The sequence below is a fragment of the Glutamicibacter sp. St.4D3 genome (assembly GCF_059728615.1).
Window position 1 is genome coordinate 2,265,245 of sequence record NZ_AP039380.1, and the last position, 23,862, is coordinate 2,289,106.

Here is a 23,862-nt window from a genome sequence, read left to right on the forward strand (position 1 = left end):
GCCTGAATACGTCATGATGGCGTCGGCAAGAGCTCTCCGGTTATCGCGAAGGAGGTGCGGTCAACGCCGCGCAGGTGAGGGGTGCTCCTGGAGTCAGGAACACTCCTCACGACGCCGCCGGGTGGCCCACATTCGTTACCGTGCCACCCGCACAAGGGCAGGCCGATGGCTACTCGGAGATAGAACCGACCACAGCCCGAACGATCTCGATGATGCGTTGTTCCGTAGCCGCATCCACGGTCTCGAAGTACCAGGCCGCGGGCATGAGCGCTCCGTCGGCTCCTCCTGCAGCGCGGAACGGCACTTTCTCGGTGAGTGCGAGGTTCAAACGCTCATCGTTACGCAGTGTCACGAGCGCGGGGGTACTCGCCGACTTCGCGTATGCGGGCATTCCGTACCAAATCCGCGGCTTCAGCGTGGGAGCCGCGGCCACGATGATCTCATGCACACGCTGCATGGTCGAGCGCTCCGGCTCGTCCATCTTTGCGATCTTCTCGATCACCTGCGTCAGATTCTTCTCATCCTTCGACGACATGTCATGTCCTTTCGTCAGCCGATGCGTGGCAGCGGCGGAATGAAGTTGGCGCACGAGTGCGCCGCACCCCAACGGGACATGTCCTGAATGCCTCAGGCCTCTCCGCGATGATTCACGTGATCCTCACGTGGAAGCGCAGTCAGTGGTACGCGACCACCACCAGAATATCCGAAGAACCTTCCAGCCGCCCGTTCCTTCGGGTCCTAAGAACTGCCGCCACCGCAACCACCGGATTAGTAAGTGGCAGCATCTTCACCGCAAGACCATCACGCTCTCCGACGGCAGAAGCCGGCACACCCGGCTGACCGCACCATACCTCGGCGTCGCCGACGCGAACATAATGATGCATCGTGCCATTCGCAGCCATCGAGCGCGATTGGCAAGGCACCCGTCGAGCGCGACCTAGAATGAGTACATGTGCGCGATGAATCTCTGGGTGGTGAACGCCGCCGCCTTCACACAGCAGTTCTGCCGGTTCACGGCGGAGCAGATCGGCGTCGAGCCGGTGCTGTCCGACCTGCGCATCGCGTCGGGTCGCATCCGCAGTTCGTCAGTGGTATTCACTCTGACGCGCAACATGTGCGATTGCAGTACACTCATCGGCGGTCGCAACGATGCCCCTGCGCGGGATGAGGTGGCGGCCGAAGCGTGGCTTGACTGGTTGCGCACACTGCCAGCTCACGTACCCCACGTGTCTCGTGTCGCGGTGCTCCGTGCCTGGAGCCCAGAGGAAGACAGCGTGGTTCCAGCTCAAGCGCGTGGCATCCAGATCAGCGAACTCGACGAGGATGTGCTGCGCGATATTCGCGACGATGGACTGCTGACGATCGATTACCCTCGCGTCGATTGACCAGATCAGGTGCACTCACACGAGCAGATCTCCTCAGCGCGGTCATTCGGGACATAAAGAGTTGGTTCGGAAAACTGTCCGACCCATGAAGCGGATCTGCATCCGTCGACAACCCGCGACCGGAACCCGCATAGGCCACCGTTTCTAAGCGTTCCACCGGCGTTCAGCCACGCGCACGGGCATCACACCCAATGACGAGTACTCCAGGCCAGCCCGACAGAAAGGTCGGATGCACGCGGTCGACGGATCGTACTACTTTCAAAAACTGCAACTAGTTGCTATCGTGAGTCCTATGGATGACGCCAAGCCCCATGAACCCGAGCTCCTTTCCCCCGGGGAAGCACAGCACCTGCTCGATCTGGTGCCCAGCCGACCCAGAAGGGAATTTCGCATCGGCGATCATCTCAGCACCGCCGCCACGGTAGCTCTCTCCCTCATCGCCGGGGCTCTGGCCCTGGGCGGGTACCCCTGGTGGGCCGCCATCCCTGCGCTGTGCGCCATCATCAACGCACACACGTGGATCAGCAAGCGCCTCAATCGCGCAAACGAGCCTCGCCTGAGGCCAACATTTATCTCTGCCGCGTTCACCGTTTGGGTTCTCATACCGGTATGGCGAGGTGTCAGGCATGGCGAGACGATCCCCTTTCCCGAGGCATGGCTCTTCGCAGGCCTCGCTCCCGGCGCTTGGCTCGTGTTCTATCTCGTGCTTCTGATTCGTCGCTGAACGCCATGTCATATACGGAGATCAACGCGCATCTCGTCGCACCGAAGCGCTTCGTGACGATGGCGCACCTGAATCAGGTCGAGCAGGCCGACTATCCGGCACTGCAAGAATCAACAGGTTTGTCGGTGTCCGACCTTTCGAAGATCCTGCGCGACCTTGAAGAACGCGGCTTGGTTGAGATTTCCAAGGAGCGCCGCACACGTTACGGGGCGACCTTGGTCAGGCTCTCGCCCCAGGGCAAGAAAACCTTCGGCAACCTCCTGGCGACGCTCAATCGGATCGCCGGACACTGAGGCAGCGGCGTCAGGAAGACTCCGTGACAATACGGCCGAGTTGCGCACCGAATCCGGCGCACAGGACGTGTGCCTGTTCAAGCGGCATCCACCAGCACGTCCAATTTTGGGGCGCGCCACCGTCGGATGGTTGTTCTTCCCCCGCACTCCATCGCTCTTCGACGTCGGCATCGAGCGGGGCAAGCTGGAAGAAATGCCGTTGGTGCATTTCCGGTTTAGACGGCCAAACGTCGTAGCGTTCGATGCCGAGCGCTCGCACGATGCGCACACGGAGTCCAGTCTCTTCAAACACTTCCCTCACGACTGCTGCCTCAGCCTGCTCAGCAGCTTCAATCGTTCCAGCGGGCACCTGGATCCCTGCAACTTCAAGGGGGATCCCGTCATGCGCGAAAACCAACAGCCGACCGTCGTGCACGACATATCCGACAACCTTTCGCACGACACGACGCTCAGGCTCAGCTGCCAGTTCCGCCTGGGAAATGATGTCCGGCTGTTCCTTCCCAAGGTCGAGAACAGCCAAGTCGGGGCGCAGCACGTCGTCATACATACGTGTCAGATCCCGCCGCAGCTGCGCGAGTGATTCCCCAAAGGGGCGCGCACTGCTCGCCGTGTATGCCGGCGCCTCATTGACCTCCGAGCCGTACAGCTCCCGCACGTCCCATGCCTCATCCCCGTTGCCGTCCACTTGTCGGCATGCCACGTATCGCCATGTGTGCTGACCCATCGCTGCCCTCTCACCAATTCGTCTGCTGAAACTCAGGATATGTGGTGGATGCGCACGCTATCCCGATGCGGTCATCAGCCACCACGTAATCGACAACTATTCCTCCGCCGACTGTTTCCATCGTTCGACCCATTCTCATTGCCCTTTCGGCCTGTCCAAATGCGCATTGAACAGTGCGTATGCCACCGAAAATGTTCTTCTTGGGCCATCAACTCCAGTCTGGAGCTTTGTCGCCAGCAATCAATAAAATCGCCCTCCGGCCGGGACCAAATGCGGACAGAATCCTCAGTTGGGTGTTGCCGTAGGAACCTGTCCGCAGTTCCTCTATCTCAAGTCGACGCAGATCCGCGACCGCGTATTCCCCCGCATGCCGTGCTGGCCTCAACGACCGTCCACCAGTCGCTCCCGTCGACGTCCGGAGGAATTCGGGGGTTTGCCAAATCCTGGGCCGCTTGGATCAGTTCTAGCTTCCGCAGGGTCGTGGGACGCACGGGTGTCACCAGTTTGTTGCTATGGGTTTGCGGGTGGCGAGTGACTAGGCTGGGGGCATGGCGACAGTTATTCTCGTGCGACACGGCCGATCTACAGCCAATGCCACCGGACTGCTGGCTGGCCGGTCCGAAGGTGTCAGCCTGGACCAGGTGGGGCGGGATCAGGCGGCCCTGGCCGGACAGCGGCTTTCAGCAGTGCCATTGGTCGCCGTGGTTTCCAGTCCTCTTGAACGGTGCCAGCAGACCGCCCAGTTCATCCTCGATCGCCAAACCGCACCGCCCTACGCGCCCATCGATCCCGAACTCGTCGAGTGCGATTACGGCCAGTGGCAGGGCCGCCCGCTCAGTGAACTCGCGACCGAGGATTTGTGGAAGGTTGTCCAGTCCCAACCCTCCGCCGCCACTTTCCCCGGCGGGGAGTCCCTGGCGGTGATGCAGGCCAGGGCCGTGGCAGCGGTTCGACGCCATGATGCGGCGTTCGAATCCGAGCATGGGCCTTCAGCTATGTGGGCGGCAGTGAGCCACGGGGACATCATCAAGTCGATCCTTGCCGATGCGCTGGGTATGCATCTTGACATGTTCCAGCGCATCAACGTGGGCCCCTCCTCCATCTCCATCGTGCGCTACGGAACTGCTCAGCCCAGCGTTTACGCGATCAACACCGATGCCGGTGACCTGTCATGGCTGGCGCAGGGCGCCCATTCTGGTGACGCTCCAGTAGGGGGCGGCGCCGGGCACCAGACGTCGGGAACCACTTCGGCCTAGAATATTGACATGTCTACACGAGTTCACGAGTTTTCCTGGCCAGATCGTGTCATCGTGGGGGTCATTGGCTCTCCAGGGTCGCGGGCGTTCTACCTGCAGGTGCGTGCAGGCAAGCGGCTGGTGAGCCTGGCCTTGGAAAAACAGCAGTCGGCGGCGCTCGCGGAGAAGATCGACGAGGTTCTCGATCAGTTGGGTGCAGTTGCGGGCAATCCCTTCAGCGTTCCGACAGGAACACCGATTGAGCTTGTCGATAACGACCCGCTCGAAGACGTCGAGGTGCAATTCCAGATTGGCACCATCAGTCTGGGCTGGGATGCCTCCCTGGCTCAAGTCGTCGTTGAGCTCTACCCGCTACGTGACGAAGACTCCGCCGATGACGATGAGATGATGGTGGTGCGGATGCCCGTTGGCACTGCCCGTGCCTTCGCCAAACGCACCCGTGAGATCGTGGCGGCCGGTCGTCCGATGTGCCCGCGCTGCGGTGACCCCATGGACCCCGAGGGGCACAGCTGCACCCCTGACGACTTGTGATGACATCACCGGATCTGCTGGCCGGGGAGCTCACTCTCAGCGGTCGCATCACCACAGCCTCGAACGCCACGTTTCTTGGCAGCATCGGCGATACAGCGGTTGTCTACAAGCCCGTCGCCGGCGAGAGCCCGCTATGGGATTTTCCCCACGGCATGCTGGCCCACCGGGAGGTGGCTTCCTACCTGGTCTCGCAGGTCCTCGGATGGGACGTTGTGCCGCATACCTGGCTGCGCGATGGCCCACTGGGTGAGGGCATGGTGCAGCTGTGGAAAGAACCGGACCCCGACCAGAACCCCGTAGACCTCCTCCCGGCGGAAGAAGTGCCGCAGAGCGGTTGGAAACACGTGCTCAAGGGACAGGATGAGACCGGACGGATCGTCGAGCTCGTCCACGAAGACAGCCCGGCGCTACGGCGCATGGCGGTATTCGACATCCTCGTGAACAACGCCGACCGCAAGGGCAACCATATCCTTGCCATGCCGGGTGGTCACCGTTACGGAGTGGATCACGGGCTCACCTTTCACCGGGAGCACAAGCTGCGTACGGTCCTGTGGGGCTGGCTGGGCGAGACTCTCACCGACGAGGAAGCAGCAGGCATAGATCGAGTCACCGGTGGACTGGGCGGTGAACTCGGTGCCCGTCTGGATGACTTGCTGAGCGCCGAGGAGATCGCGGCGCTGGCTGCGCGGTGCACGATGCTGCGCGCGGCAGGGCGGTTTCCGGCGCCCAGCGGCCAGATGACAGCGGTGCCATGGCCGCTATTCTGAAGCAGGAAGCTGCGGACGCACGCTAACCAGCCCACGTCGTACGGATCCTCCAAGAACCGGCAGCAATATCGCATCGCCGCAGCCAGACGATGATCCCGGCAGTTAAGCGGAACAACTGGCTATCGCTGACGCAGGCTGCGAGGCGCGATAGCCAGTCGCACATATCAGTCCTGCAACACGTAGCGCAGCGTTTCCACGACCTGATCGGTGGTCTTGCACCACCCCTGGGCCTCCGCGTCAACTTCCTTGAGCGGATGAACGATGTCCTCATCGTGCAGGGTCACGTAGGGCTTGCCCAACGCGGCGCAATAACCAGCATCGAAAGCCGCGTTCCACTGCTTGTACTTGTCGCCGAAACGCACCACAACGAAGTCCGCCTTTTCGATCAAGGTGCGGGTGCGAATCGCATTGATCTTGGAGGACTGGTGATCACGCCAAAACTGGGTGGAGGTCTCCCCCAAGTAGTCGCCGGCGGCATCGCTGGCAGGGTGGTCGGTTACCGGTGCGGTGAAGACGACATCCAAGCCGGCGGCTTGCGCCCCGCGCTGGATCTCCTCGCGCCAGTCAGTGTGGATCTCACCGGAAAGATAGACGTTGAAAGTCAATATTCAAGGCTCCTTGATTCGAGATGAACGGACGTGGCTGGTCCACTGGATCAACCACCCATCCTAGTGAGTTGCACCACCGGTATCATGAGACGCACGTCATCATCTGTCATCGGAGCGCTTTCACTTGCAATATCGCTGCAGATCGGCGAAAACTCCGGAGCCCGGCCCAAAGCCATCGACGACTGGCTATACGCGTCGTCATGAACTAACCGTGGCCGTGAATGCGATCGAATTACTTCCGGGCCTTAACGTAGCAACGACTACGCCCGGACTCTCTTTCTTAACGGCAGCAGCGTGTTCAGCGTGCCGAGGAACCGCGTACCCTCACCTCTTAGGCTCTTCTTTATGGGAGAGAGGAAGCCGAATTTCTCATAGCAGGGCCTCGTACACGCGTACCAATCGTCTGCGTGTGATGGCCCCAAGATCTTCACGGCAAGCAAGTGAACCGCCCGGCCGTCCCGCCGCGCAAAGAGCTATCTCCCACTGATCCCGGCGAGCGTCGAATCAGTTTGAGGACCGCAACTTCGCTATGTGCCCTCGTGTAAAGTCACTGGGTCAGTAGTGGTAGCGGGCCTGAAGAATCACGAGGTCCTCATCCTCCACCAGGTAGACGAGCCGGTGCTCATCGGTGATGCGCCGTGACCACGAGCCCTGCGCTCCGTACTTTAGCTGCTCGGGCTTGCCGATCCCGGAGAACGGTTCGCGCAAACAGGCATCGATGAGAGTGTTGATGCGCTTCAGGATCCTCCGGTCGGCAGTCTGCCAGTGCTTGTAGTCCTCCCAAGCTGACTCGTCCCAGACTAGACGCACTCAGGATTCCTCGTCGGCGCGATCCAGGTCGTGAACCTCGTGCTTTCCGGCGCGGGCACGTTCGTAGGCATCGAGCAGCCGGCGGGCGTTGGCCGGCGAGCGGAACAGGTAGGCGGTTTCCTGCCACGCAGCATATTCGTCGGCCGACATCAGAACAGCGTTGCCCTTACGAGAAACGATCTCAACGGCATCACGGTCCTCATTTACGCGCTCAATGAGAGGGAACAAGGTCTTGCGCGCCTCGCTTGCGCTGATGGACATGATGGCATCCTCCCCATTTGGACCAGTGGTACTTATTTATGGTACCACTCACCTTTGTCGAGTCACCTCGGGCACGGAGATCGGCGACAACTGTGCTCACCGTACTCGCCGGGCAGACTCAAGTAGACTCGCACTGCTCAAAGGTTGCTTACTTCTTGTTTCCAGACGCTAGACGTTGAACCGAAACTCCACGACGTCGCCGTCCTTCATGATGTAGTCCTTGCCTTCAATGCGCGCCTTGCCTGCGGCCTTGGCGTTGGCAACGGAGCCGACCTCGACCAGGTCATCAAAGCTGACCACTTCGGCCTTGATGAAGCCGCGCTGGAAATCGGTGTGGATCACCCCGGCGGCCTCCGGTGCGGTGGCCCCCTTGGGAATGGTCCAGGCACGGGTTTCCTTCGGGCCGGCAGTCAGATAGGTCTGCAGCCCCAGGGTATCGAAGCCAACCCGGGCCAGCTTGTCCAGCCCGGATTCCTCGATGCCCGCGTCTTCGAGCATCTCCACGGCCTCGTCTTCTTCCAGCTCGGCCAGCTCGGCCTCGAACTGGGCGTCCAGGAAGATCGCCTCGGCCGGGGCCACCAGCTCGGAGAGCTTGGCCTGCATCTCGGCGTCGGCCAAGCCCGCCTCATCGGTGTTGAACACGTAGATGAACGGCTTGGTGGTCATCAGCTGCAGCGAGGCGATCTCCTCCAGGTCGACCCCGGCCGCGGCGCCGGCGGCGTAGAGCGTCTTGCCCTCTTCGAGCACCTTCTGCGCGGCGAGCACGTTGTCCATGAAGGACTTGTCGATCTTCTTGCCGCGCAGTTCCTTCTCCAGGCGGGGCAGCTGGTTCTCAATGGTCTGCAGGTCGGCCAGGATCAGCTCGGTGGCGATGGTCTCGATGTCCGACTCCGGGTCCACCTTGCCGTTGACGTGGATGACGTCGTCGTTCACGAACGCGCGGGTGACCTGGCAGATGGCGTCGGCCTCACGGATGTTGGCCAGGAACTTGTTGCCCAGCCCTTCACCCTCGCTGGCGCCCTTGACGATGCCGGCGATGTCCACGAAGGACACGGTCGCGGGCAGGATGCGCTCGGAGCCGAAGATTTTGGCCAGCACCTTCAGCCGCTCATCGGGCAGCGGGACCACACCGACGTTGGGTTCGATGGTCGCGAAGGGGTAGTTGGCCGCCAGCACCTGGGCACGGGTCAGCGCGTTGAACATGGTGGACTTGCCGACGTTGGGCAGTCCGACGATTCCGATAGTAAGAGCCACGGGAGACGATTCTACCTTTTGCTAGGGGTGGGAGGTGAACTGGGTGCGCCGCGCACCTTTTGGCGCGTGGCGGAGCCGGGCGGGCAGTGCGCGATTAACGCGAGGTGGTGGGGGTGCCGCGTCCGCCCAGGGCGCGGGAGTCATCCCCAGCTTCCTTGAGCTTGCCGCGGATTTCCTTGGGCAGCGAGAAGACGATGTCCTCCTCGGCCAAGGTGATTTCTTCCACGTCCCCAAAACCGTATTCGGCCAGCAGCTCCAGCACTTCCTGCACCAGCACGTCGGGCACGGAGGCCCCGGAGGTCACACCCACGGTGGAGACTCCCTCGAACCAGGACTCATCTACTTCGTGAGCGAAGTCCACCCGGTAGGCGGCCTTGGCGCCGTAGTCAAGGGACACCTCGACCAGGCGCACCGAGTTGGATGAGTTTGAGGAGCCCACCACGATCACCAGATCTGATTTGGGGGCAATTGTCTTGATGGCCACTTGTCGGTTGGTGGTGGCGTAGCAGATGTCGTCGCTGGGCGGGTCCTGCAGGTTCGGGAAGCGCTCCCGCAGCCGGCGCACGGTCTCCATGGTCTCGTCCACGCTCAGGGTGGTCTGCGAGAGCCAGATCAGCTTGTCCGGGTTCTTCACCTGGACGGTGTCGGCCTCTTCGGGGTTGTTCACGATGGTGGTGGCGTGCGGCGCCTCACCGTAGGTGCCCTCCACCTCCTCGTGGCCCTCGTGGCCGATGAGCAGGATTTCATAGTCATTCTTGGCAAAGCGCACCGCTTCGCGGTGCACCTTCGTCACCAGCGGGCAGGTGGCGTCGATGGTCTGCAGACCACGGTCCTCGGCGGAGCGCACCACAGCCGGGGAGACGCCGTGGGCGGAGAAGACCACCAGGGCGCCCTCGGGCACCTCATCGGTTTCCTCCACGAAGATCGCCCCGCGGGCCTCCAGCTCGGAGACCACGTGCAGGTTGTGCACGATCTGCTTGCGCACGTACACCGGCGGGCCGTAGTGCTCCAGCGCCTTTTCCACCGCCACCACGGCACGGTCCACCCCGGCGCAGTAGCCGCGCGGGGCAGCCAACAGCACCTTGCGCTGGTTCACATTCGGCGAAGCGTCGGCAATCTCCTGAGGTGAACGTCGGGTCCGCGGGATGCGGGGCATCGGCAGGGAAACCGGAATGGAAGTGGAAGTAGCCATGGCACTAGTCTACGAAGTGGACGCAAGTAAGCCCATGCTCATATGATGCGCACCACCGCCGCGGGCCTGTGAGGTTGGCCTCTGCCGGTCAAGACCAGGGCGCCGTGCGGCACGGAATTGTCGGTGCGGTGGTGTAGCGTCACAGGTGCGAACGGGGCCGGTCCAGGCCTTATTCGCCCCGGACCCAGGTGAGGAGAAGCGCGAATGGAATCCCGTGCCCCGGACACGATGCCGCTCACGGCCCGTGAAACCAGCCCGGAGAACCCGTGGCCGCTGCGCGTGCTCTCCGAGAAGCTGAAGGCCCATATTGAGAACTCCCCCATCTCCTGGGTGGAGGGCCAGCTGCTGGAGGCCAATATCCGCAACGGGCACGCCTACCTGACGCTGCGTGACGTGGATGCGGACTACTCCTTCTCGGTGACCGTGTGGGCCTCGGTGATGCGCGGGCTGGCCACCAAGCCGGAGGTGGGCTCCCGCGTGGTGGCCCGGGTGAAGCCGAATCTCTACACCAAGACCGGACGGTTGTCGCTGAACGCCACCGACCTGCGCCCGGTGGGGCTCGGCGAGCTGCTGGCCCGGCTGGAACGCCTGCGCCAGGCGCTCGGCGCGGAGGGGCTGTTTGCCCTGGAGCACAAGAAGCCGCTACCGGTGCTGCCACGCACCATCGGGCTGATCACCGGGCGCGATTCGGATGCGGAGAAGGACGTGGTGCGCAACGCGACGCTGCGGTGGCCGGCGGCGCGCTTTAGGATCATCAACACCGCCGTGCAGGGCCGCGACGCCGCCTCCCAGGTGATGGAGGCGCTGGCCCAGCTGGATGCGGACCCGCAAATCGATGTCATTGTCATTGCCCGCGGCGGCGGGGCGCTGGAGGACCTGCTGCCGTTTTCCAGTGAGGAGCTGGTGCGCGCGGTGTTCGCCGCAACCACCCCGGTAGTCTCCGCCATCGGGCACGAGGCGGATCGCCCGATCCTGGATGACGTGGCCGACCTTCGGGCCTCCACCCCCACAGACGCGGCCAAGCGCATCGTGCCGGATCTGCAGGAGGAGTTTGCCGGGCTGGCCCAGGCCCGGGACCGGCTGGATAGGGCCATCAACCACCAGCTGCAGCGTGAGGCCCAGCTGCTTGAATCGCTGCGTGCCCGCCCGGTCATGGCGTTCCCCGAAACCATGATCACCACTCGCCGCGAGGACCTCTCCCGCTGGCGGGAGCGGTCCACCCAGCTGCTGCGCCATCGGGTGGACCGGGCACGGGACGAGATCCGCCACCTGGCCACCCAGGTGCGGGCGCTCTCACCCCAGCAAACCCTGGACCGCGGCTACGCGGTCGCCCAGGACGCGTCCGGGGCCATCATTCGTGATGCCGCGGTCCTGGAGGCGGGGGCGGCGGTGCGGGTGCGCGTCGCGGCCGGCCGGTTCGACGCCCAGGTGCGCGATGTCCACCCGGAACCTCGTGAGGCGTAGTCCCGCCCGGCGCCGCCCCATGTGAAACTTCCCAGACGCCCGTGAATGACAAGGATATGAAAATGACCCAGCAGCTCCCCGAAGACATCGTCCAGCTCAGCTACGAACAGGCCCGCGAGGAACTGGTCTCGGTGGTCAACCAATTGGAGACCGGCGGCGCCAGCCTGGAGCAGTCCCTGAAGCTGTGGGAGCGCGGTGAGGCGCTGGCCCTGCACTGCGAGAACTGGCTCAACGGCGTTTCCCAGCGCCTGGAGCAGGCGCGGCAGCGGGTTGAGGACATGGAGGACGAGGACTAGGTTCCCCACCCACCAACCTGCGCGCTGCTCCGGGGCACACGACCACCCCGCTGCCCGGCCGGGCAGAGCCAGCCTGGGGGCGCGGATCCGCACTCCGGCGGCAGCCTGCTGGCTAGTGCGCCGCTTCCAGCCGCGCCCGCTGTGCGGCGACATCGTAGGTGGCCTGTGGCCACTGCGGGTTGATCTCCCCCAGCACCTGCTGCAGCAGTTTGGCCACGCACCACCGGGCGGCCCACTTGTGGTCGGCCGGAACCACATACCATGGAGCCGCCTTGGTGTTGGTCCGGCTGATGGCGATCTCGTAGGCGCTCTGGTATTCGTCCCACAGCAGGCGGTCATCTACGTCCCCGGTGGCGAACTTCCAGTGCTTGGTTGGGTCATCCAGGCGGGCCATCAGCCGCTGGTACTGCTCCTCTCGGCTCAGGTGCAGGAACACCTTCAGCACCCGGGTGCCCTGGTTCACCAGGCGCTGTTCAAAGTCATTGATCCGCCCGTAGCGGGATTCGACTTCCTCGGCGGTGCTCAGCTTCCGCACCCGGTGAACCAGCACATCCTCATAGTGTGAACGGTCGAAGACACCAATCATCCCGGCCTGCGGCACTTGGCGTTCAATGCGCCACAGGAAGTCGTGGGCCCGTTCCTCCGGGGTCGGGGCCTTGAAGGAGTGGTGGGAGACGCCCTGCGGGTCCACCAGTCCCAGCACGTGGCGGACGATGCCGCCCTTGCCGGAGGTGTCCATCCCCTGCAGGATCAGCAGCACCGAATCCTTTGAGCCGCCGGCGATGGCCGAGGCGAACAGTTTTTCCTGATCATCGGAGAGCTGCTCGCCCAGGTGCTCCAGGGCCTTCTTCCCCTCGGCCTTGGATTGTGGTGCCTGCACCGGCCACCAGTGCGGCAGGCCGGTCTGGCGCTCGGCCAGGCGCGGCTCGCCGCCAACCCGCATCCCCAGGATCAGGTCACTGTTTTCGACGTTGCCGTTCATGGTTGCACCACTTCCAGGTAGTTGGTCAGGCGTGGGAACGCCAGTCTGCCAAGAATTCCCCGATGCGTCCCACCGCGTCCTGCAGGTCGCGGACCGAGGGCAGGGTAACGAGCCGGAAATGGTCCGGGCGCACCCAGTTGAAGGCGGTCCCCTGGGTCACCAGGATCTTTTGGGCCTTGAGTAGTTCCAGGGCGAAGGTTTCGTCGTTGTGGATCGGATACACCTGCGGATCCAGCTTCGGGAACATGTACAGGGCGCCCTTGGCCTTCTGCACCGAAACACCGGGGATCGCGGTCAGCAGGTCGTAGGCCGCATCACGTTGTTCGCGCAGCCGGCCGCCGGGCAGGATCAGGTCATTGATCGACTGGTACCCGCCCAGTGCGGTCTGGATGGCGTGCTGGGCCGGAACATTGGCGCACAGGCGCATGTTGGTCAGCAGGTTGATGCCCTCAATATAGTCCCGCGCCTGCTGCTTCGGCCCGGAGATGGCCATCCACCCGGAGCGGAAACCGCACACCCGGTAGGCCTTGGAGAGCCCCGAGAAGGTCAAAACAAGTACGTCATCGGCCAGGGAGGCCGTGTTCACGTGCACCGCCTCGTCGTAGAGGATCTTTTCGTAGATCTCATCCGAGAAGACGACCAGGTTGTGCCGGCGGGCCAGCTCCAGGATCGCCTCGAGCGTCTGCTTCGGGTACACCGCCCCGGTGGGGTTGTTCGGGTTGATGATCACGATGCCCTTGGTGCGGGCGGTGATCTTCGATTCCATGTCCTCGATGTCCGGCAGCCAGCCCTCGGACTCGTCATTGAGGTAGTGCACCGGGGTGCCCCCGGCCAGGGACACCGAGGCGGTCCACAACGGATAGTCGGGGGCCGGGATCAGGATCTCGTCCCCGTTGTTCAGCAGCGCGTTCAGGCTCAGGGTGATCAGCTCGGACACCCCGTTGCCCAGGTACACGTCATCCACGCCAATGGTCTGGATGCCGCGGGTCTGGTAGTACTGGGACACCGCGGTGCGCGCCGAGAGGATGCCACGGGAATCCGAGTAGCCCTGGGCGTTGGGCAGGTTGCGGATCATGTCCACCAGGATCGCGTCGGGGGCTTCAAAACCAAACGGGGCCGGGTTGCCGATGTTCAGCTTCAGGATGCGGTGCCCTTCGGCCTCCATCCGCTGGGCGTGCTCAAGCAGCGGTCCACGAATGTCGTACAGGACGTTGTGAAGCTTGGTGGACTGCTTGAATTCCGGCATGTTCCCTACTTTCTCACGCCGCAACGGTGCAAGTCTCGCGGCGCGTAATTCCATTTCAAACTTTTTTGGGCACCGGCCCGGGCGGCTACTGGGAGAGCCACTGCCAGCGTTCAGCGACGTCCTCGGCGCTGGCCGGCTCGGTGCCGTGGGCCATGCGCGACACGGCGGTGAGCGTATCCTCATCCAGCTTCGCGGTCACCTCGTTGATGGCGCGGGCCGCGCCCTCATCCACGTCCGCATCGCCCAGGGCGAGGACCGGTTCGCTGTCAAACAGCGCCTCGGTGCCGGCCACGGCCACAAAGCCCTCGTCTGCGATCAGCGCGTCGGCCTGCGAAAGCACCACACCGTCCACCTCGGCGTTGCGCAACATGCCAGGCAGGCGGTCCGCGGTGGTGGCCTCCACCTTGGCGGCGGAGCAGTTGGCCCCATCCAGCCCCTCACGCAGCAGGGTGGCCGAGGCCTGCGGGGCGGCGAGCTTCAGGGACGGGCACTTCTGGGCCAGCTCCTTGTAGTCCTCCACGTCCTGCAGGGCCAGCTGCGCCCGGCTCATCACCAGCACCGAACCCAGGTCCCCGGGGCTGGCATCCAGCGCGCGGACATTTTCGGGTAGGGCGCCGGCGATCATCTTGGCGCTTTGCTCCCGGCTGAGCACCGCGCTGTCGGTGTTCTTCGTATCCGGCCTGGCCGGGGCCACCTGGTGGGCGGCGGTGCCGGCGCTGGTGATCACCAGGTCGGCCTGCCCGGCCAGGACCTGAGCGGCCGGGTCCGCCACCGGGTCCAGCAGCGTGACCTGGTAGCCCTTCTGCTCCAGCTGGTCGGCGTAGATGGCCCCCAGCGCCCGGTAGGTGGGCTCGGAGTGGGTGGCCATGCGCAATTCGACCGCTTCGGTGGGCGGTGCGGGGTCTTGGGGGTTGCCGGTGCAGGCGCTGAGACCCAGGACCAGCACCGCGCCGGTGCAGAGGACCGGCAACACTTTGCGACGTTTCATACTTCCCTTAGCCTATGCCACGACCCGGTGTTTGGCCGGGTCACACGCTGTGTTCTAGTACAGGCGCAGCATCCTGTCGACGCGTTCAATGCGCGGCAGCTTGCTGATTTCCTCGCGGGTGAACCATTCGGCGCGGCTGGTGCTGCCGCCGACCTCGTGACGCAGCGACCCGCCGCCGATGCTGGCCCGGTAGACAATCGCCACGGTCTGCATGGCGTGCGCGGTCTGCACATAGCGTTTGGCGGCCGGAATCACCCCGGTGGAGGCATCGAGCAGGACCAGGTCCTTCACGTGATAGCCGGTCTCCTCAAAGACCTCGCGCGCCGCGCCCTGCTCAAGGTCCTCCCCCAGTTCAATTCCCCCGCCGGGCAGTGACCAGCGCGGCATGAAATGGGTGTCACGGTGACGCATGTCCCACAGGGTCAGCAGGAAACGGCCCTCCGATTCCACCAGGCAGTAGGCGGCCAGCCGGGTGTCGTAGAGCTCGCCGGTGAATTCTGATTGTCGCGTCATAGGTTCAAATATAGTGATCCGCCACCCTGGTTTTCCTCCGGCGCACCCGCAACGTTTAAGCACATTGGATCCTGGGGCCGGCAGCCGAGCCGGGCAGCTGGCGGCTGGCCGGTGGATTCCGGGGAAGCGGGAATGTGATGAAATGTTGCTATGTCTTCGCACTCCGATTCGCACCCGAACACCGAACTTGACGAGATTGACCGAATTATCATCGATGAGTTGGTCGGCAATGCGCGCATCTCCAATGCCACACTGGCCCAGCGGGCCGGCATCGCCCCGTCCACGGCGCTGCTGCGCACCCGTTCGCTGGTGGAGCGCGGCATCATCACCGGATACCACGCGGAGATTTCCCTCACCGCGGTCGGCCGCACCGTGCAGGCGCTGATTTCGGTGAAGTTGCGGGCCCATGACCGGGAGAAGATTGACCGCTTCCGTGAACGCATCCCGCAGCTTCCCGAGGTGCTGTCCATGTTCCACGTCTCCGGCGGCACCGACTACCTGCTGCACATTGCGGTGCGCTCCACCGAGGAATTGCGGGACTGGGTGCTGGATAACCTGGCCACGGACGAGTCGGTGGGCCACACGGAAACCACGCTGGTCTTTGGCCACCACAAGGGCAGCGGCGGGCCGCTGCTGGGTGAGGACGAACAGCTTTAGCCGTACACCGGCTAAAACCTGCGACAACGGGCTGGGAACCAGTGGTTCCCAGCCCGTTGCTGTGTCGTGGTGCGGTGAAGTGCTAGGCCCGGCGGCGCTGCAGCACCGCGTCCAGGTTCAGCCGCTGCTTCGATCCCTCGGCCTCGGTCTTCGCCTTGGGCGCCGGGGCGGCCTTCTCGGCCTTGGCTGGCGCAGCCTTGGCGGCTTCCTCGCTGGCGGCCGGCTTCACCGGGGTCTCGGCGGCCTTTTCCTCGCCCGTGCCGCGGGCGGCGTCAAGCTTGGCGATGGCCGCCTTGTCTGCCGCGGAAACCTGCTTGGCGATCTCGCGGGCCTCCTCGGAGGCCTTCAGGCTGATCTTCGCGCTGGGGCGCAGCGGTTCGGCCTTCGGCAGCGGCTCGGGACGAACCTGCTCGGCGACCTGCTGACGGGTGGCTTCGGTGGCTTCGCGCACGGCAACGTACTTCGGCTTGGGCACCTCGGTCGGTTCCCAGGTGGCCGGCTGCTTCACGCCACCGTCGCCGCGGGCCACGCGCAGGGCCTCGGCACGCAGTTCCTCTGCGGTAATCGAGGGAGCCCGACGGCCGGAATCCGGTCGGGCGTCAAAAACCTTCTCATCCTTCGCGGACTTGGCGATGACCTGGTTGCTGGAGTCCTCGAAGGCCGGGGTGTGCAGGGCCTGCTCACGTACCGCTTCCATGCGCTGCAGCAGCTTGCGGTTGCGGTCACGCACGGCCATGGTGCGCAGGGCGGCGAAGCTGGCCACTCCCAGGGCGAAGAGGAAGAACACCAGGCCGAAACCGATCGAGGTGAACGGGGCCAGCACCGCGGTGACCAGTGTCGCCACCAGGGCCAGCAAGCCGACGAGGGCCACGCTCAACCGTCCATAGCGCAGGCGAAGTTTTGGCTGGGCAGCTGAAACTTTTTTCTGCGGTGCGCTCTGCGACGTGGCAGCCATTGATTCCTCCATCACCGATTCCGGTCGGTCAACATTGAATCCAGGTCAGGGATTCTCGATTTAACCCTATGCAACCGATCACGCGGCGCTGGTCAAATGTCGCGGTGTGTCTACAAGTTTTCTGCCCAGTTGCCTCACATCAGCGCGCAAACCACGACTCAGGGCCGCGGTTCGGGCCGGGATTCGTTGATACGTTCTAATAGTGTCCCGCTGAAGTCCTCTCGGTTCAGCGCGAAGGTGCGGTGATCCCGCCACTGCCCGTTGATGTGCAGAAAGCGTTCGCGCACCCCTTCGTCACGGAACCGCAGCTTTTCCACCACCCGCAGGCTGGCCGCGTTTTCGGGGCGGATATTGATTTCCAGCCGGTGCAGCCCCAGCTTTGCGTAGCTGTAGTCCCCCACCAGGGCCACCGCCTCGGGGATGTAGCCGAACCCGGCGTGCCCGTGATCAATCCAGTAGCCAATCGAGGCGCTGCGCGCGGCCCCCAGTTGGATCCCGGACAGGGACACCTGCCCAATCAGCGGCGGGTTGGCCGCGTGCGGGTCCTTCAGGGTGACCACCCAGCAGTAGCCGGTCCCTTCCAGCGCCGACTGGCGTTGGGAGCGGACCATCTGTTGAAAGGTGGTGGTGGGGGTGCGTCCGGCGGGGTCGGTGGGATCCCATGGTTGCAGCCACTGGCTGTTGACCCAGCGCAGGTGCATCCACGCCTCGTAGTCCTTCCGGGTCAGCCTGCGCAGCAGCAACCGGTCGGACTCAAGCACGTCCAGTGCCGGACGCGGCAGCCAGGAGGAAAACATATGAGTATCGTATGCCGCCGCCGGCCCTGCGCCGCGCCTGACACATCGAAGGGCCACCGATATGACGCTGTGGATCCAGGGCGAATCGCCACCCCGGCAGGGCTGGGCGGGATGCGGACAAAAGGTACAGTAGCTTGCATGAGCCAGCACCCTTCGCATCGTTTGGAGCATCACCCGCCCGTGCCGCAGGACAAGCCCAGCTGGCGCCGGGCGATTCGCGCCGAGCGGCGTCGGCTCTCCCCGGAACTGCGCGCCGAGGAGGCTGCCCAGCTTCGCCAGCGGGTGCTGGAGGTACTGGACGCGGCCCCCGAGGGGCATTCGAAGAAAGTGGCGGCATACTTTTCCTCCCCGGACGAGCCGGACACGGCCCCGTTGCTCCAGGAGCTGACCGGGCGCGGCTTCGAGGTCTACCTGCCGGTGTGCGAGCCGGGACATGTCCTGTCCTGGACCCGCTGGGAGCCGGGCACCGAGATCGTGCAGAGCCGGGTGGCCCCGGTCAACGAACCGGTCGGACCGCGCCACGATGCCAGCTTGTTTGCCGAGATTGACCTGATGTTCATCCCCGCCCTGGCGGTGGATGCTGCCGGGCTGCGTCTGGGGCAGGGCGGGGGCTACTATGACCGGTTCCTGCCCAAGATTGACGGCTACCAGACCCGGATTGCGGCGCTGGTGCGCGATGACGAGTTCGTGGAGGCCGGCTCATTCGCCGTGGACCGCCATGACCGTCCGGTCGGAGTGGTGATCATGCCCTCGGCGATACGGCGCCTGGACAACGGGTTCTAGGGATCCTCCTCCCCTAGCATCCTCCACAATCCGCGGACGCGGGCGCCCGGAACCGGGGCCGCGGTGGTTGCATGGGGCCATGAGCCGATTTCGCACCCCGCGTGTCCCACGAATTCCGCGTCCCCGCCGCCGCCCGGCGTCCTCACGGGCCGAGCTGTTCCGTCGCTACCGCCGCCCGTTGGCGGTAGCCTTCGCCGTGCTGGCGGGCGCCTCGCTGCTCAGCGCCCTGGCGCCGGAAAGGACCAGCGACCAGCAGGTGCTGACCCTGGCCGTGGAGAAGTCCGCCGGGTCCCAGCTGCTGGCCCAGGACGTGGTGTTCTCACCGGTCAGCGGCCTGTCACAGGTTCCGGGGCTGCTCGATGACCCCCAGCAGGCCATCGGCCAGCGCCTGGCGGTGGGTTTACCGGCCGGTGCATTGCTCAATGAACAGGTGTTGATTGGTCCACAGCTGCTGACCGGGATGCCGCCGGGCAGTGTGGCGGTGCCGATCCGGTTGTCGGATCCGGCCACCGTTCAGCTGCTGCACCCCGGGCAGCTGGTGGATATCGTGCTCAGCAGCGGGGACGGCTTTGAACAGGAGATCATCTCCCACACCATTGGCCGGCGCCTGCCGGTGCTGTGGGTGCCGCAGCGCGGCGAGGGTGATTCGCTGGGCTTGTTGCCGGCCTCCGGCACGTCCGGGGAGGGCATTGTGGTGGTGGCCGCCGACGGGGCCCAGGCCGATGAGCTCTCCGGGGCGGTCACCCGCGGCAAGGTTTCCGCCGTGCTGGTGAACTAGGGTGCGGCCGGCGGCGTATCAGCCCCAGTGCGGCGGTTTTTCGCGGCGCATCCCCTCGGCCAGGTCATCAGGCTTCTCACCCCACCCTGCCGGGTCCTCGTCCTTGGCGCGCAGCTGTGAGAGCGGGTCCCCGGCCCCCGGGTCTTGCGCGGTGCCCGGTTCGTTGGCGGCGTGGCTGTTGGCCAGGGCGGCGTCCACACTGGCCGGACGCTCCAGCTGCCGGTAGCTGCCGGTCAATTCGGTGGCCACCGGCAGGTGCTGCGGCTGGGCCACGACCCGGGGGCGCCGCTTGCGCCGTGGCGCGGCTGCGGCGTCCCCGGACAGGCCCTGGTGTTCGTCGCTCACTTGTCGCCGGATTCGGTGCTGCGGCTGGCCGGCACCGGGGCCGGGGTGCCGCCAGCGGCGGGCTGGGCCGCCTGGGCCTGGTCCGGTTCCGGCTTCTGCCCCTGTTCGGCCTGCTTTTCCGGTTGCGCCTTCGGCTCGGCGGAGGGGCCTTCCCCGGCCTGCGACCCGGCGTCCTGGGCCCCGGGCTTGGAGTCCTGGTCCGGCTTCGGCGCCTTCACTGCCGTGTCTTCGGTTTCCGGCTTCGGCGCGGGCTTGGTGCCGGACTCGGCCGCAGCACCGGCCGCTGGGGCGGCGGTCACCGAGCTGGCGGACACCGGCTTGGCGACCGAAAGCTTGGCGCGCGGCTCGTCCGGCTCCTGGGTGCTGGGCTTGGCCAGGTTCAGGTAGGCGGCCAGCCTGTCGGCGACCGAGGTCGGGTCGGTGAACACGTCAATGGTCCACAGCGGCACGTACCGCCAGCCGTTCGTCTCGAAGAAGTCGGGACGCAGCCGGCTGCGCTCGCGCACCGTCAGGTGGCTGTAGTGTTCGGTGCCGTCGTACACCACGGCCAGCGGCGGGATCTGCCCGGACTCGGTTTCCAGCACATGGGCGGACAAGTCCAGCACCCCGCGGTAGTCCTCGGTGACGATGGCGCCGCGTTCACGCAGCCGCTTGGCCAGGTCGGCCACCAGCGGGTCGTGGCGCAGCGAGCGGTTGGTGCTCACCCCGGAGTCCCCGGCGTGCACCCGGCCGAAGAGCTCGAAGAACTGCTTGGCCCCACGGTACACGCGGTTCAGCTCCACGTCCTCGGGCAGCAGCCCGGAGACCAGGACCATGCGCTTGCGCGCCCGGGTCATCGCCGCAACGAACAGCGAATCGCCGTCGCTGCGGGAGAGCGCACCAAATTCGTGCAGCGCCTTGCCGTGCGGGGTGCGTCCATAACCCCAGGCGAAGATCACCGCGTCACGGCGCAGCCCGATCAGCCGGTCCATGGTGGTGACCACGAACGGTTCGTGGCTGGCCCGGAAGTGCTCCATCGCGTAGCGGTGGTTGGGCAGCTGCACCCGGATCGCCTCGGCGATCGCGGCGGCGTGCACCCGGTTGGAGGCAATGACCGCCAGCGACTCGTGGCCGTTGCGCCGGAAGTGGCTGAACACCAGGTCCACCACCGCGGCGACTTCCGCCGCCGTGGTCTGCACGCCCTCCTCGGAGCTGGACAGCGTCCCGGTGGCGTCCGGCACATAGTAGCTGGACAGTCGCGGGGCGGTGTAGGACAGCGAGCTGGCCCCGGGCAGCCGGGAGAGCTTGTCCTGGTAGTAGGCGTGGGAGAGCTGTTCGACCAGGCCTTCGTCGATGCCGCGGTAGACGGTGGACAGGGTCTGGGTGACCAGCACCTGGTTCAGCGCCTGCAGCGCGGAGATTTCGGTGCCGCGTTCGGCGACCCGGGCGGTGGGGTCCACCGACACCTCGAACGGCTTGGGGCCGCCGAGCATGGTGTCGCCCACGGCGATGACCTGGCTGGAGCGGCGGATCGCGTCCAGCACCTCACGCAGGGTCAGGTAGTTGGCCTCCAGCAGGATCACCGCGTCAAAGTCGGCCTCCTCGGGCAGCGCGGTGCCCAGCAGCAGCGGGGCGGCCACCCAGACCGGGGTCAGCGAGTTGGCCAGCGGGGCGCCCAGCGCCAGCAGGCCGGACACCGAGGGGGTGCCGTCCTTGAGCATGGCGCGCAGTTCGCGGCCCCCGGCACGGTGGTCGGCCAGGGCGCCCTTCCAGTTCTTGGCCAGCGCCCAGCGGATCCGTTCGGGCCCGGCGGCGATGTGCGCGCCGTCGGCCAGGCGGTAGTCGGCCTCGATCTTCTCCAGCTTCGCGCCGTCGTTCATGGCCAGGAAGTCATCCCCGGAGATCATCGCCTCCAGGGCGGACTGCCACCAGGCCAACTCCAGTTCGGCGTCGACCTCGTCCGCGTCGATCTCCCGCTCGGCGAAATCGGCGAGCAAATCCCCCAGCCCGGCCTCGGCCAGCTGTTCGGAGATGATGGTGCGTTCGGGCAGTTCCTTCAGGTCATCGGCCCGGTCCACCAGGCTGGCGATGGTGTTCATCAGCTCCTTGACCGGCATTTCGCGCAGCCGGGTGCCCAACCGGGTGGGCAGCATCCCGGCCAGCGAGTCGATGCGGGAGCCGGCGTCATGGTAGCCGGCCTCCACGTCCAGCAGCCCGCCGGGCACCTGCGGGTTGCGCTGGCTGGTGGCGTAGACGCGCCAGGCCTCACGCTGTTCGCTGATTGCCTGCAGGGCGGACTGCAGGTCCGGCACATGCATGCCGGGACGGACGTATTCCTTGGCGATCTTGCGCAGCCGGGAGCGGACGATGGAGCCCATCTCCACCCCGTGCTCGCGCCGCCACTGGCTGGAGGCGGTCGCGGCGATCAGGTCATCGATGTCGCCTTCGAAGATGTCCGGCTCGAACTTGTCCAGCGAGCCGCGCACGGCCACCAGCAGGGCCAGCTGGTCCCCCCACTTGTCGTAGGTCTCCTCCAGGCGGATCTGGGACTTCTGGGCGACCTCCACCATGTGCTCGTGCAGGATCGGCAGGTCCCGGCCCAGCCCCGAGGCCAGGGCCAGGGCCTGTTCGGTCTGCTCCTGGTTGCGCAGCGGTGCCCCGTGCCAGGGGCTGGAGGTGTGCTCCTTGCTGAACGCGCCAAGCTGGGCGGCGCGCTTGAGCTGCGCGGCGACGTGGCCGCGCTGGCCCATGGAGTCCAGCACCGAACGCTTCAGGCGCACCGTGGTGGACGGGGCCGGCTCCAGCGCGGAAAGCCGGGCCAGCTCCTGCATCGCCTGGTAGGGCGAGCAGCCCCAGCGGCTGCGCACCGTGTGCAGGGACTTGACGTGCTCCTGCAGGGCGGTGCGGTGTTCGCGCAGCTTGGCGAAGAGCTTCTGCTGGTGCGGTTCGGTGGCCTTTTCGTTGCGCAGGATGGCCCGGGTCAGCTGCCGGCGCAGCGCGTCCGGGTCCTCGTTCGGGCCCAGCAGCAGGCTGGCGGCGTCCAGCTTCTCGTTGAAGCGGGTAACGAATTCCTCGGCGGCCGAACGCTGTTCGGCGATCACCAGCACGCGCTTGCCCTGGGCGGCGAGCACTGCGGCCGCGTTCAGCGCGGTCTGGGTGGCCCCGGTGCCGGCGGCGGCGTTCACGCTCACCGATTCCCCGGCGGCCACGTAGTCCAGCACCTTGGCCTGGGACTCGTCGGCGTCCAGCAGGTAGAGTTCGTCGGCCGGGTCGCGTTCATCGGAGCTGCGGCTGATCACCCGGGTACCGGTGTGCACCCGCTGCGGGGCGCCGAGGGCGGGAGCCGGCTGCCCGGGGGCCGGGGCCTCCCGCTTGGGTCCGCGGGCGCCCTCCTTGAAGCGTTCGGCCACGCGGCGCAGCCGGGAGCCGGAGTGGGCCGGGGCCTGCTCGTCCTCCTCGGTGCCGGCGCCCTGCGCCGCGTCCGCGGCATCCTGGGCGGTGTCCTGCCCGGCCGCGTCCTGGATGCCGGCGGCGTGTTCGGCGTGGTTGACCAGCCCGGCGATGACCGGGTGCCCGGCGCTGAGCTTGGCCGGGTCGGCCGGGTCGGTCAGATCCGCGAAGGTGGACAGCAGCAGGCGGTGGCCGATGACGACCCCGGGCACGTCGGCCAGCTGGTGGCGCAGCGCGTCCATGCCGCGCACCGGGTCGAAGCGGGCGATGGAGTAGGCGGCGGCGTGCACCGCCTGGGTGTCAATGGCGGCGTGGTGGTCGGCCTCGACCTGGCGGATGAACGCCGGGGAGACGATGGCGCGGCCCACCAGCTGCACGTCGTAGTCGTCCTGGTCCAGGTGGCGGGTCAGCTTGATCCGCCCGAGCATGATCGGGGCGGACAGCGCCTCGCTGCGCCCCTCATGGGTGGCGCGCCAGTTCGCCACGCCCGCGGCCAGGTAGCCCACGTCGATGCCGCGCTCGTCCCACAGTTCATCGATCTTCGCGTCCAGCGCGCGGGCGGTGCGCTTGGCCACCGCGAACTGGTCCGCGTCATGCAGCAGGGTGGACAGGCGGGTGCGCCGCCCGGCCAGGAACTGGGCCAGGCCCGAGGGGTTGGCGTGGGTGATGTCGATGCTGTTGGAGGTCGACGGGGCGAACCGCAGCGTGGTGTCCGCGCCGGTCCCCTGCCCCAGGGTCTTTACCCAGCTGGCCACGCGTTCGGCGGCAGCAGTTCGGCCACTAGTCACGACTCTCATTCCCTTCGTTCGCTTCCCGTCGGCGGC

The 23,862-nt window shown here is 65.7% G+C and carries 26 protein-coding genes; 11 read left to right on the top strand and 15 right to left on the bottom strand.

All coding sequences use genetic code 11. From position 1 onward, the window contains the following. Positions 1–169 precede the first annotated feature (169 nt). Positions 170–535 carry a DUF1801 domain-containing protein gene (locus AC6I21_RS10405; protein WP_446753596.1) on the bottom strand — a complete coding sequence of 122 codons (366 nt, stop codon included), beginning with the start codon at positions 533–535 and terminating at the stop codon, positions 170–172. A 415-nt stretch (positions 536–950) separates the two neighbouring features. Here AC6I21_RS10405 and AC6I21_RS10410 point away from each other — a divergent pair, with 415 nt between their 5' ends. The 3 genes from AC6I21_RS10410 (at position 951) to AC6I21_RS10420 (ending at position 2,402) form a co-directional block, all read left to right on the top strand. After that, on the top strand, positions 951–1,385 hold the full coding sequence (locus AC6I21_RS10410; protein ID WP_446753595.1) for a hypothetical protein: 435 nt from the start codon (positions 951–953) through the stop codon (positions 1,383–1,385). 229 nt (positions 1,386–1,614) lie between these two features. Next, positions 1,615–2,109, top strand: a complete 495-nt coding sequence (locus AC6I21_RS10415) for a hypothetical protein (RefSeq protein WP_497762336.1) — start codon at positions 1,615–1,617, stop codon at positions 2,107–2,109. A gap of 5 nt (positions 2,110–2,114) precedes the next feature. Continuing rightward, complete coding sequence (locus AC6I21_RS10420; RefSeq protein ID WP_446753593.1) at positions 2,115–2,402, top strand: transcriptional regulator; 288 nt, start codon at positions 2,115–2,117, stop codon at positions 2,400–2,402. Between the two features lie 10 nt (positions 2,403–2,412). On the opposite strand, the gene AC6I21_RS10425 is transcribed toward AC6I21_RS10420, so the two are convergent. Further along, positions 2,413–3,057, bottom strand: coding sequence for an NUDIX domain-containing protein (locus AC6I21_RS10425; protein ID WP_446753592.1), 645 nt, complete (start codon positions 3,055–3,057; stop codon positions 2,413–2,415). Between the two features lie 617 nt (positions 3,058–3,674). On the opposite strand from AC6I21_RS10425, the gene AC6I21_RS10430 reads away from it, so the two are divergent. Genes AC6I21_RS10430 through AC6I21_RS10440 form a run of 3 tightly spaced genes read left to right on the top strand, consistent with a single transcriptional unit; the run spans position 3,675 to position 5,680 of the window. Beyond that, positions 3,675–4,382, top strand: coding sequence for a histidine phosphatase family protein (locus AC6I21_RS10430; RefSeq protein ID WP_446753591.1), 708 nt, complete (start codon positions 3,675–3,677; stop codon positions 4,380–4,382). A 9-nt stretch (positions 4,383–4,391) separates the two neighbouring features. Next, positions 4,392–4,913: a DUF3090 family protein gene (locus AC6I21_RS10435; RefSeq protein ID WP_360028831.1), complete on the top strand. Its 522-nt coding sequence runs from the start codon at positions 4,392–4,394 to the stop codon at positions 4,911–4,913. Then, positions 4,913–5,680, top strand: coding sequence for an SCO1664 family protein (locus AC6I21_RS10440; RefSeq protein WP_446753590.1), 768 nt, complete (start codon positions 4,913–4,915; stop codon positions 5,678–5,680). Before AC6I21_RS10435 ends, AC6I21_RS10440 begins: the two co-directional genes overlap by 1 nt. 164 nt (positions 5,681–5,844) lie before the next feature. On the opposite strand, the gene AC6I21_RS10445 is transcribed toward AC6I21_RS10440, so the two are convergent. From AC6I21_RS10445 to AC6I21_RS10465, 5 genes are all read right to left on the bottom strand, one after another. Beyond that, positions 5,845–6,285 carry a YtoQ family protein gene (locus tag AC6I21_RS10445; RefSeq protein ID WP_446753589.1) on the bottom strand — a complete coding sequence of 147 codons (441 nt, stop codon included), beginning with the start codon at positions 6,283–6,285 and terminating at the stop codon, positions 5,845–5,847. 558 nt (positions 6,286–6,843) lie between these two features. Further along, positions 6,844–7,098 carry a Txe/YoeB family addiction module toxin gene (locus AC6I21_RS10450; RefSeq protein ID WP_421013986.1) on the bottom strand — a complete coding sequence of 85 codons (255 nt, stop codon included), beginning with the start codon at positions 7,096–7,098 and terminating at the stop codon, positions 6,844–6,846. After that, positions 7,099–7,359 (bottom strand): type II toxin-antitoxin system Phd/YefM family antitoxin, encoded by a 261-nt coding sequence (locus tag AC6I21_RS10455; protein ID WP_138177326.1) that lies wholly within the window; start codon positions 7,357–7,359, stop codon positions 7,099–7,101. It abuts the gene before it with no gap. Positions 7,360–7,527: 168 nt separating this feature from the next. Next, complete coding sequence (gene ychF, locus AC6I21_RS10460) at positions 7,528–8,613, bottom strand: redox-regulated ATPase YchF (RefSeq protein WP_497762337.1); 1,086 nt, start codon at positions 8,611–8,613, stop codon at positions 7,528–7,530. Positions 8,614–8,707: 94 nt separating this feature from the next. Next, on the bottom strand, positions 8,708–9,805 hold the full coding sequence (locus tag AC6I21_RS10465; protein WP_138177322.1) for a 4-hydroxy-3-methylbut-2-enyl diphosphate reductase: 1,098 nt from the start codon (positions 9,803–9,805) through the stop codon (positions 8,708–8,710). Between the two features lie 204 nt (positions 9,806–10,009). Between AC6I21_RS10465 and xseA the strand changes: the two genes are divergently transcribed. Together xseA and AC6I21_RS10475 are read left to right on the top strand one after the other, a co-directional pair. Beyond that, a complete protein-coding gene (gene xseA / locus AC6I21_RS10470) occupies positions 10,010–11,269 on the top strand; it encodes an exodeoxyribonuclease VII large subunit (protein ID WP_497762338.1) in 1,260 nt (419 codons plus the stop codon). A gap of 62 nt (positions 11,270–11,331) precedes the next feature. Continuing rightward, positions 11,332–11,565, top strand: coding sequence for an exodeoxyribonuclease VII small subunit (locus AC6I21_RS10475; RefSeq protein WP_138926569.1), 234 nt, complete (start codon positions 11,332–11,334; stop codon positions 11,563–11,565). Between the two features lie 112 nt (positions 11,566–11,677). Here AC6I21_RS10475 and AC6I21_RS10480 read toward each other — a convergent pair whose 3' ends face one another. From AC6I21_RS10480 to AC6I21_RS10495, 4 genes are all read right to left on the bottom strand, one after another. Beyond that, on the bottom strand, positions 11,678–12,547 hold the full coding sequence (locus AC6I21_RS10480) for a PPK2 family polyphosphate kinase (protein WP_446754822.1): 870 nt from the start codon (positions 12,545–12,547) through the stop codon (positions 11,678–11,680). A gap of 25 nt (positions 12,548–12,572) precedes the next feature. Continuing rightward, positions 12,573–13,793, bottom strand: a complete 1,221-nt coding sequence (locus tag AC6I21_RS10485) for a pyridoxal phosphate-dependent aminotransferase (RefSeq protein WP_138177316.1) — start codon at positions 13,791–13,793, stop codon at positions 12,573–12,575. Positions 13,794–13,878: 85 nt separating this feature from the next. After that, positions 13,879–14,781 carry a glycine betaine ABC transporter substrate-binding protein gene (locus tag AC6I21_RS10490; protein WP_446754823.1) on the bottom strand — a complete coding sequence of 301 codons (903 nt, stop codon included), beginning with the start codon at positions 14,779–14,781 and terminating at the stop codon, positions 13,879–13,881. Positions 14,782–14,835: 54 nt separating this feature from the next. Continuing rightward, a complete protein-coding gene (locus AC6I21_RS10495; protein WP_138926571.1) occupies positions 14,836–15,294 on the bottom strand; it encodes an NUDIX hydrolase in 459 nt (152 codons plus the stop codon). A gap of 150 nt (positions 15,295–15,444) precedes the next feature. Between AC6I21_RS10495 and AC6I21_RS10500 the strand changes: the two genes are divergently transcribed. Beyond that, positions 15,445–15,951, top strand: coding sequence for an Lrp/AsnC family transcriptional regulator (locus AC6I21_RS10500; protein WP_054821790.1), 507 nt, complete (start codon positions 15,445–15,447; stop codon positions 15,949–15,951). Between the two features lie 82 nt (positions 15,952–16,033). Here AC6I21_RS10500 and AC6I21_RS10505 read toward each other — a convergent pair whose 3' ends face one another. After that, entirely contained in the window at positions 16,034–16,906 is an 873-nt protein-coding gene (locus AC6I21_RS10505) for a hypothetical protein (protein WP_446754824.1), read from the bottom strand. A 158-nt stretch (positions 16,907–17,064) separates the two neighbouring features. Next, positions 17,065–17,703: a GNAT family N-acetyltransferase gene (locus AC6I21_RS10510; RefSeq protein ID WP_446754825.1), complete on the bottom strand. Its 639-nt coding sequence runs from the start codon at positions 17,701–17,703 to the stop codon at positions 17,065–17,067. Positions 17,704–17,841: 138 nt separating this feature from the next. Between AC6I21_RS10510 and AC6I21_RS10515 the strand changes: the two genes are divergently transcribed. Next, positions 17,842–18,486 (top strand): 5-formyltetrahydrofolate cyclo-ligase, encoded by a 645-nt coding sequence (locus AC6I21_RS10515; protein ID WP_446754826.1) that lies wholly within the window; start codon positions 17,842–17,844, stop codon positions 18,484–18,486. A 79-nt stretch (positions 18,487–18,565) separates the two neighbouring features. After that, positions 18,566–19,264, top strand: a complete 699-nt coding sequence (locus tag AC6I21_RS10520) for an RcpC/CpaB family pilus assembly protein (protein WP_446754827.1) — start codon at positions 18,566–18,568, stop codon at positions 19,262–19,264. Positions 19,265–19,282: 18 nt separating this feature from the next. Here the strand turns inward: AC6I21_RS10520 and AC6I21_RS10525 are convergent, their stop codons facing one another. Both AC6I21_RS10525 and AC6I21_RS10530 read right to left on the bottom strand, forming a co-directional pair. After that, complete coding sequence (locus tag AC6I21_RS10525) at positions 19,283–19,609, bottom strand: hypothetical protein (protein WP_343832090.1); 327 nt, start codon at positions 19,607–19,609, stop codon at positions 19,283–19,285. Then, on the bottom strand, positions 19,606–23,835 hold the full coding sequence (locus tag AC6I21_RS10530) for a DNA helicase (protein WP_497762339.1): 4,230 nt from the start codon (positions 23,833–23,835) through the stop codon (positions 19,606–19,608). Before AC6I21_RS10530 ends, AC6I21_RS10525 begins: the two co-directional genes overlap by 4 nt. Positions 23,836–23,862: the final 27 nt, after the last annotated feature.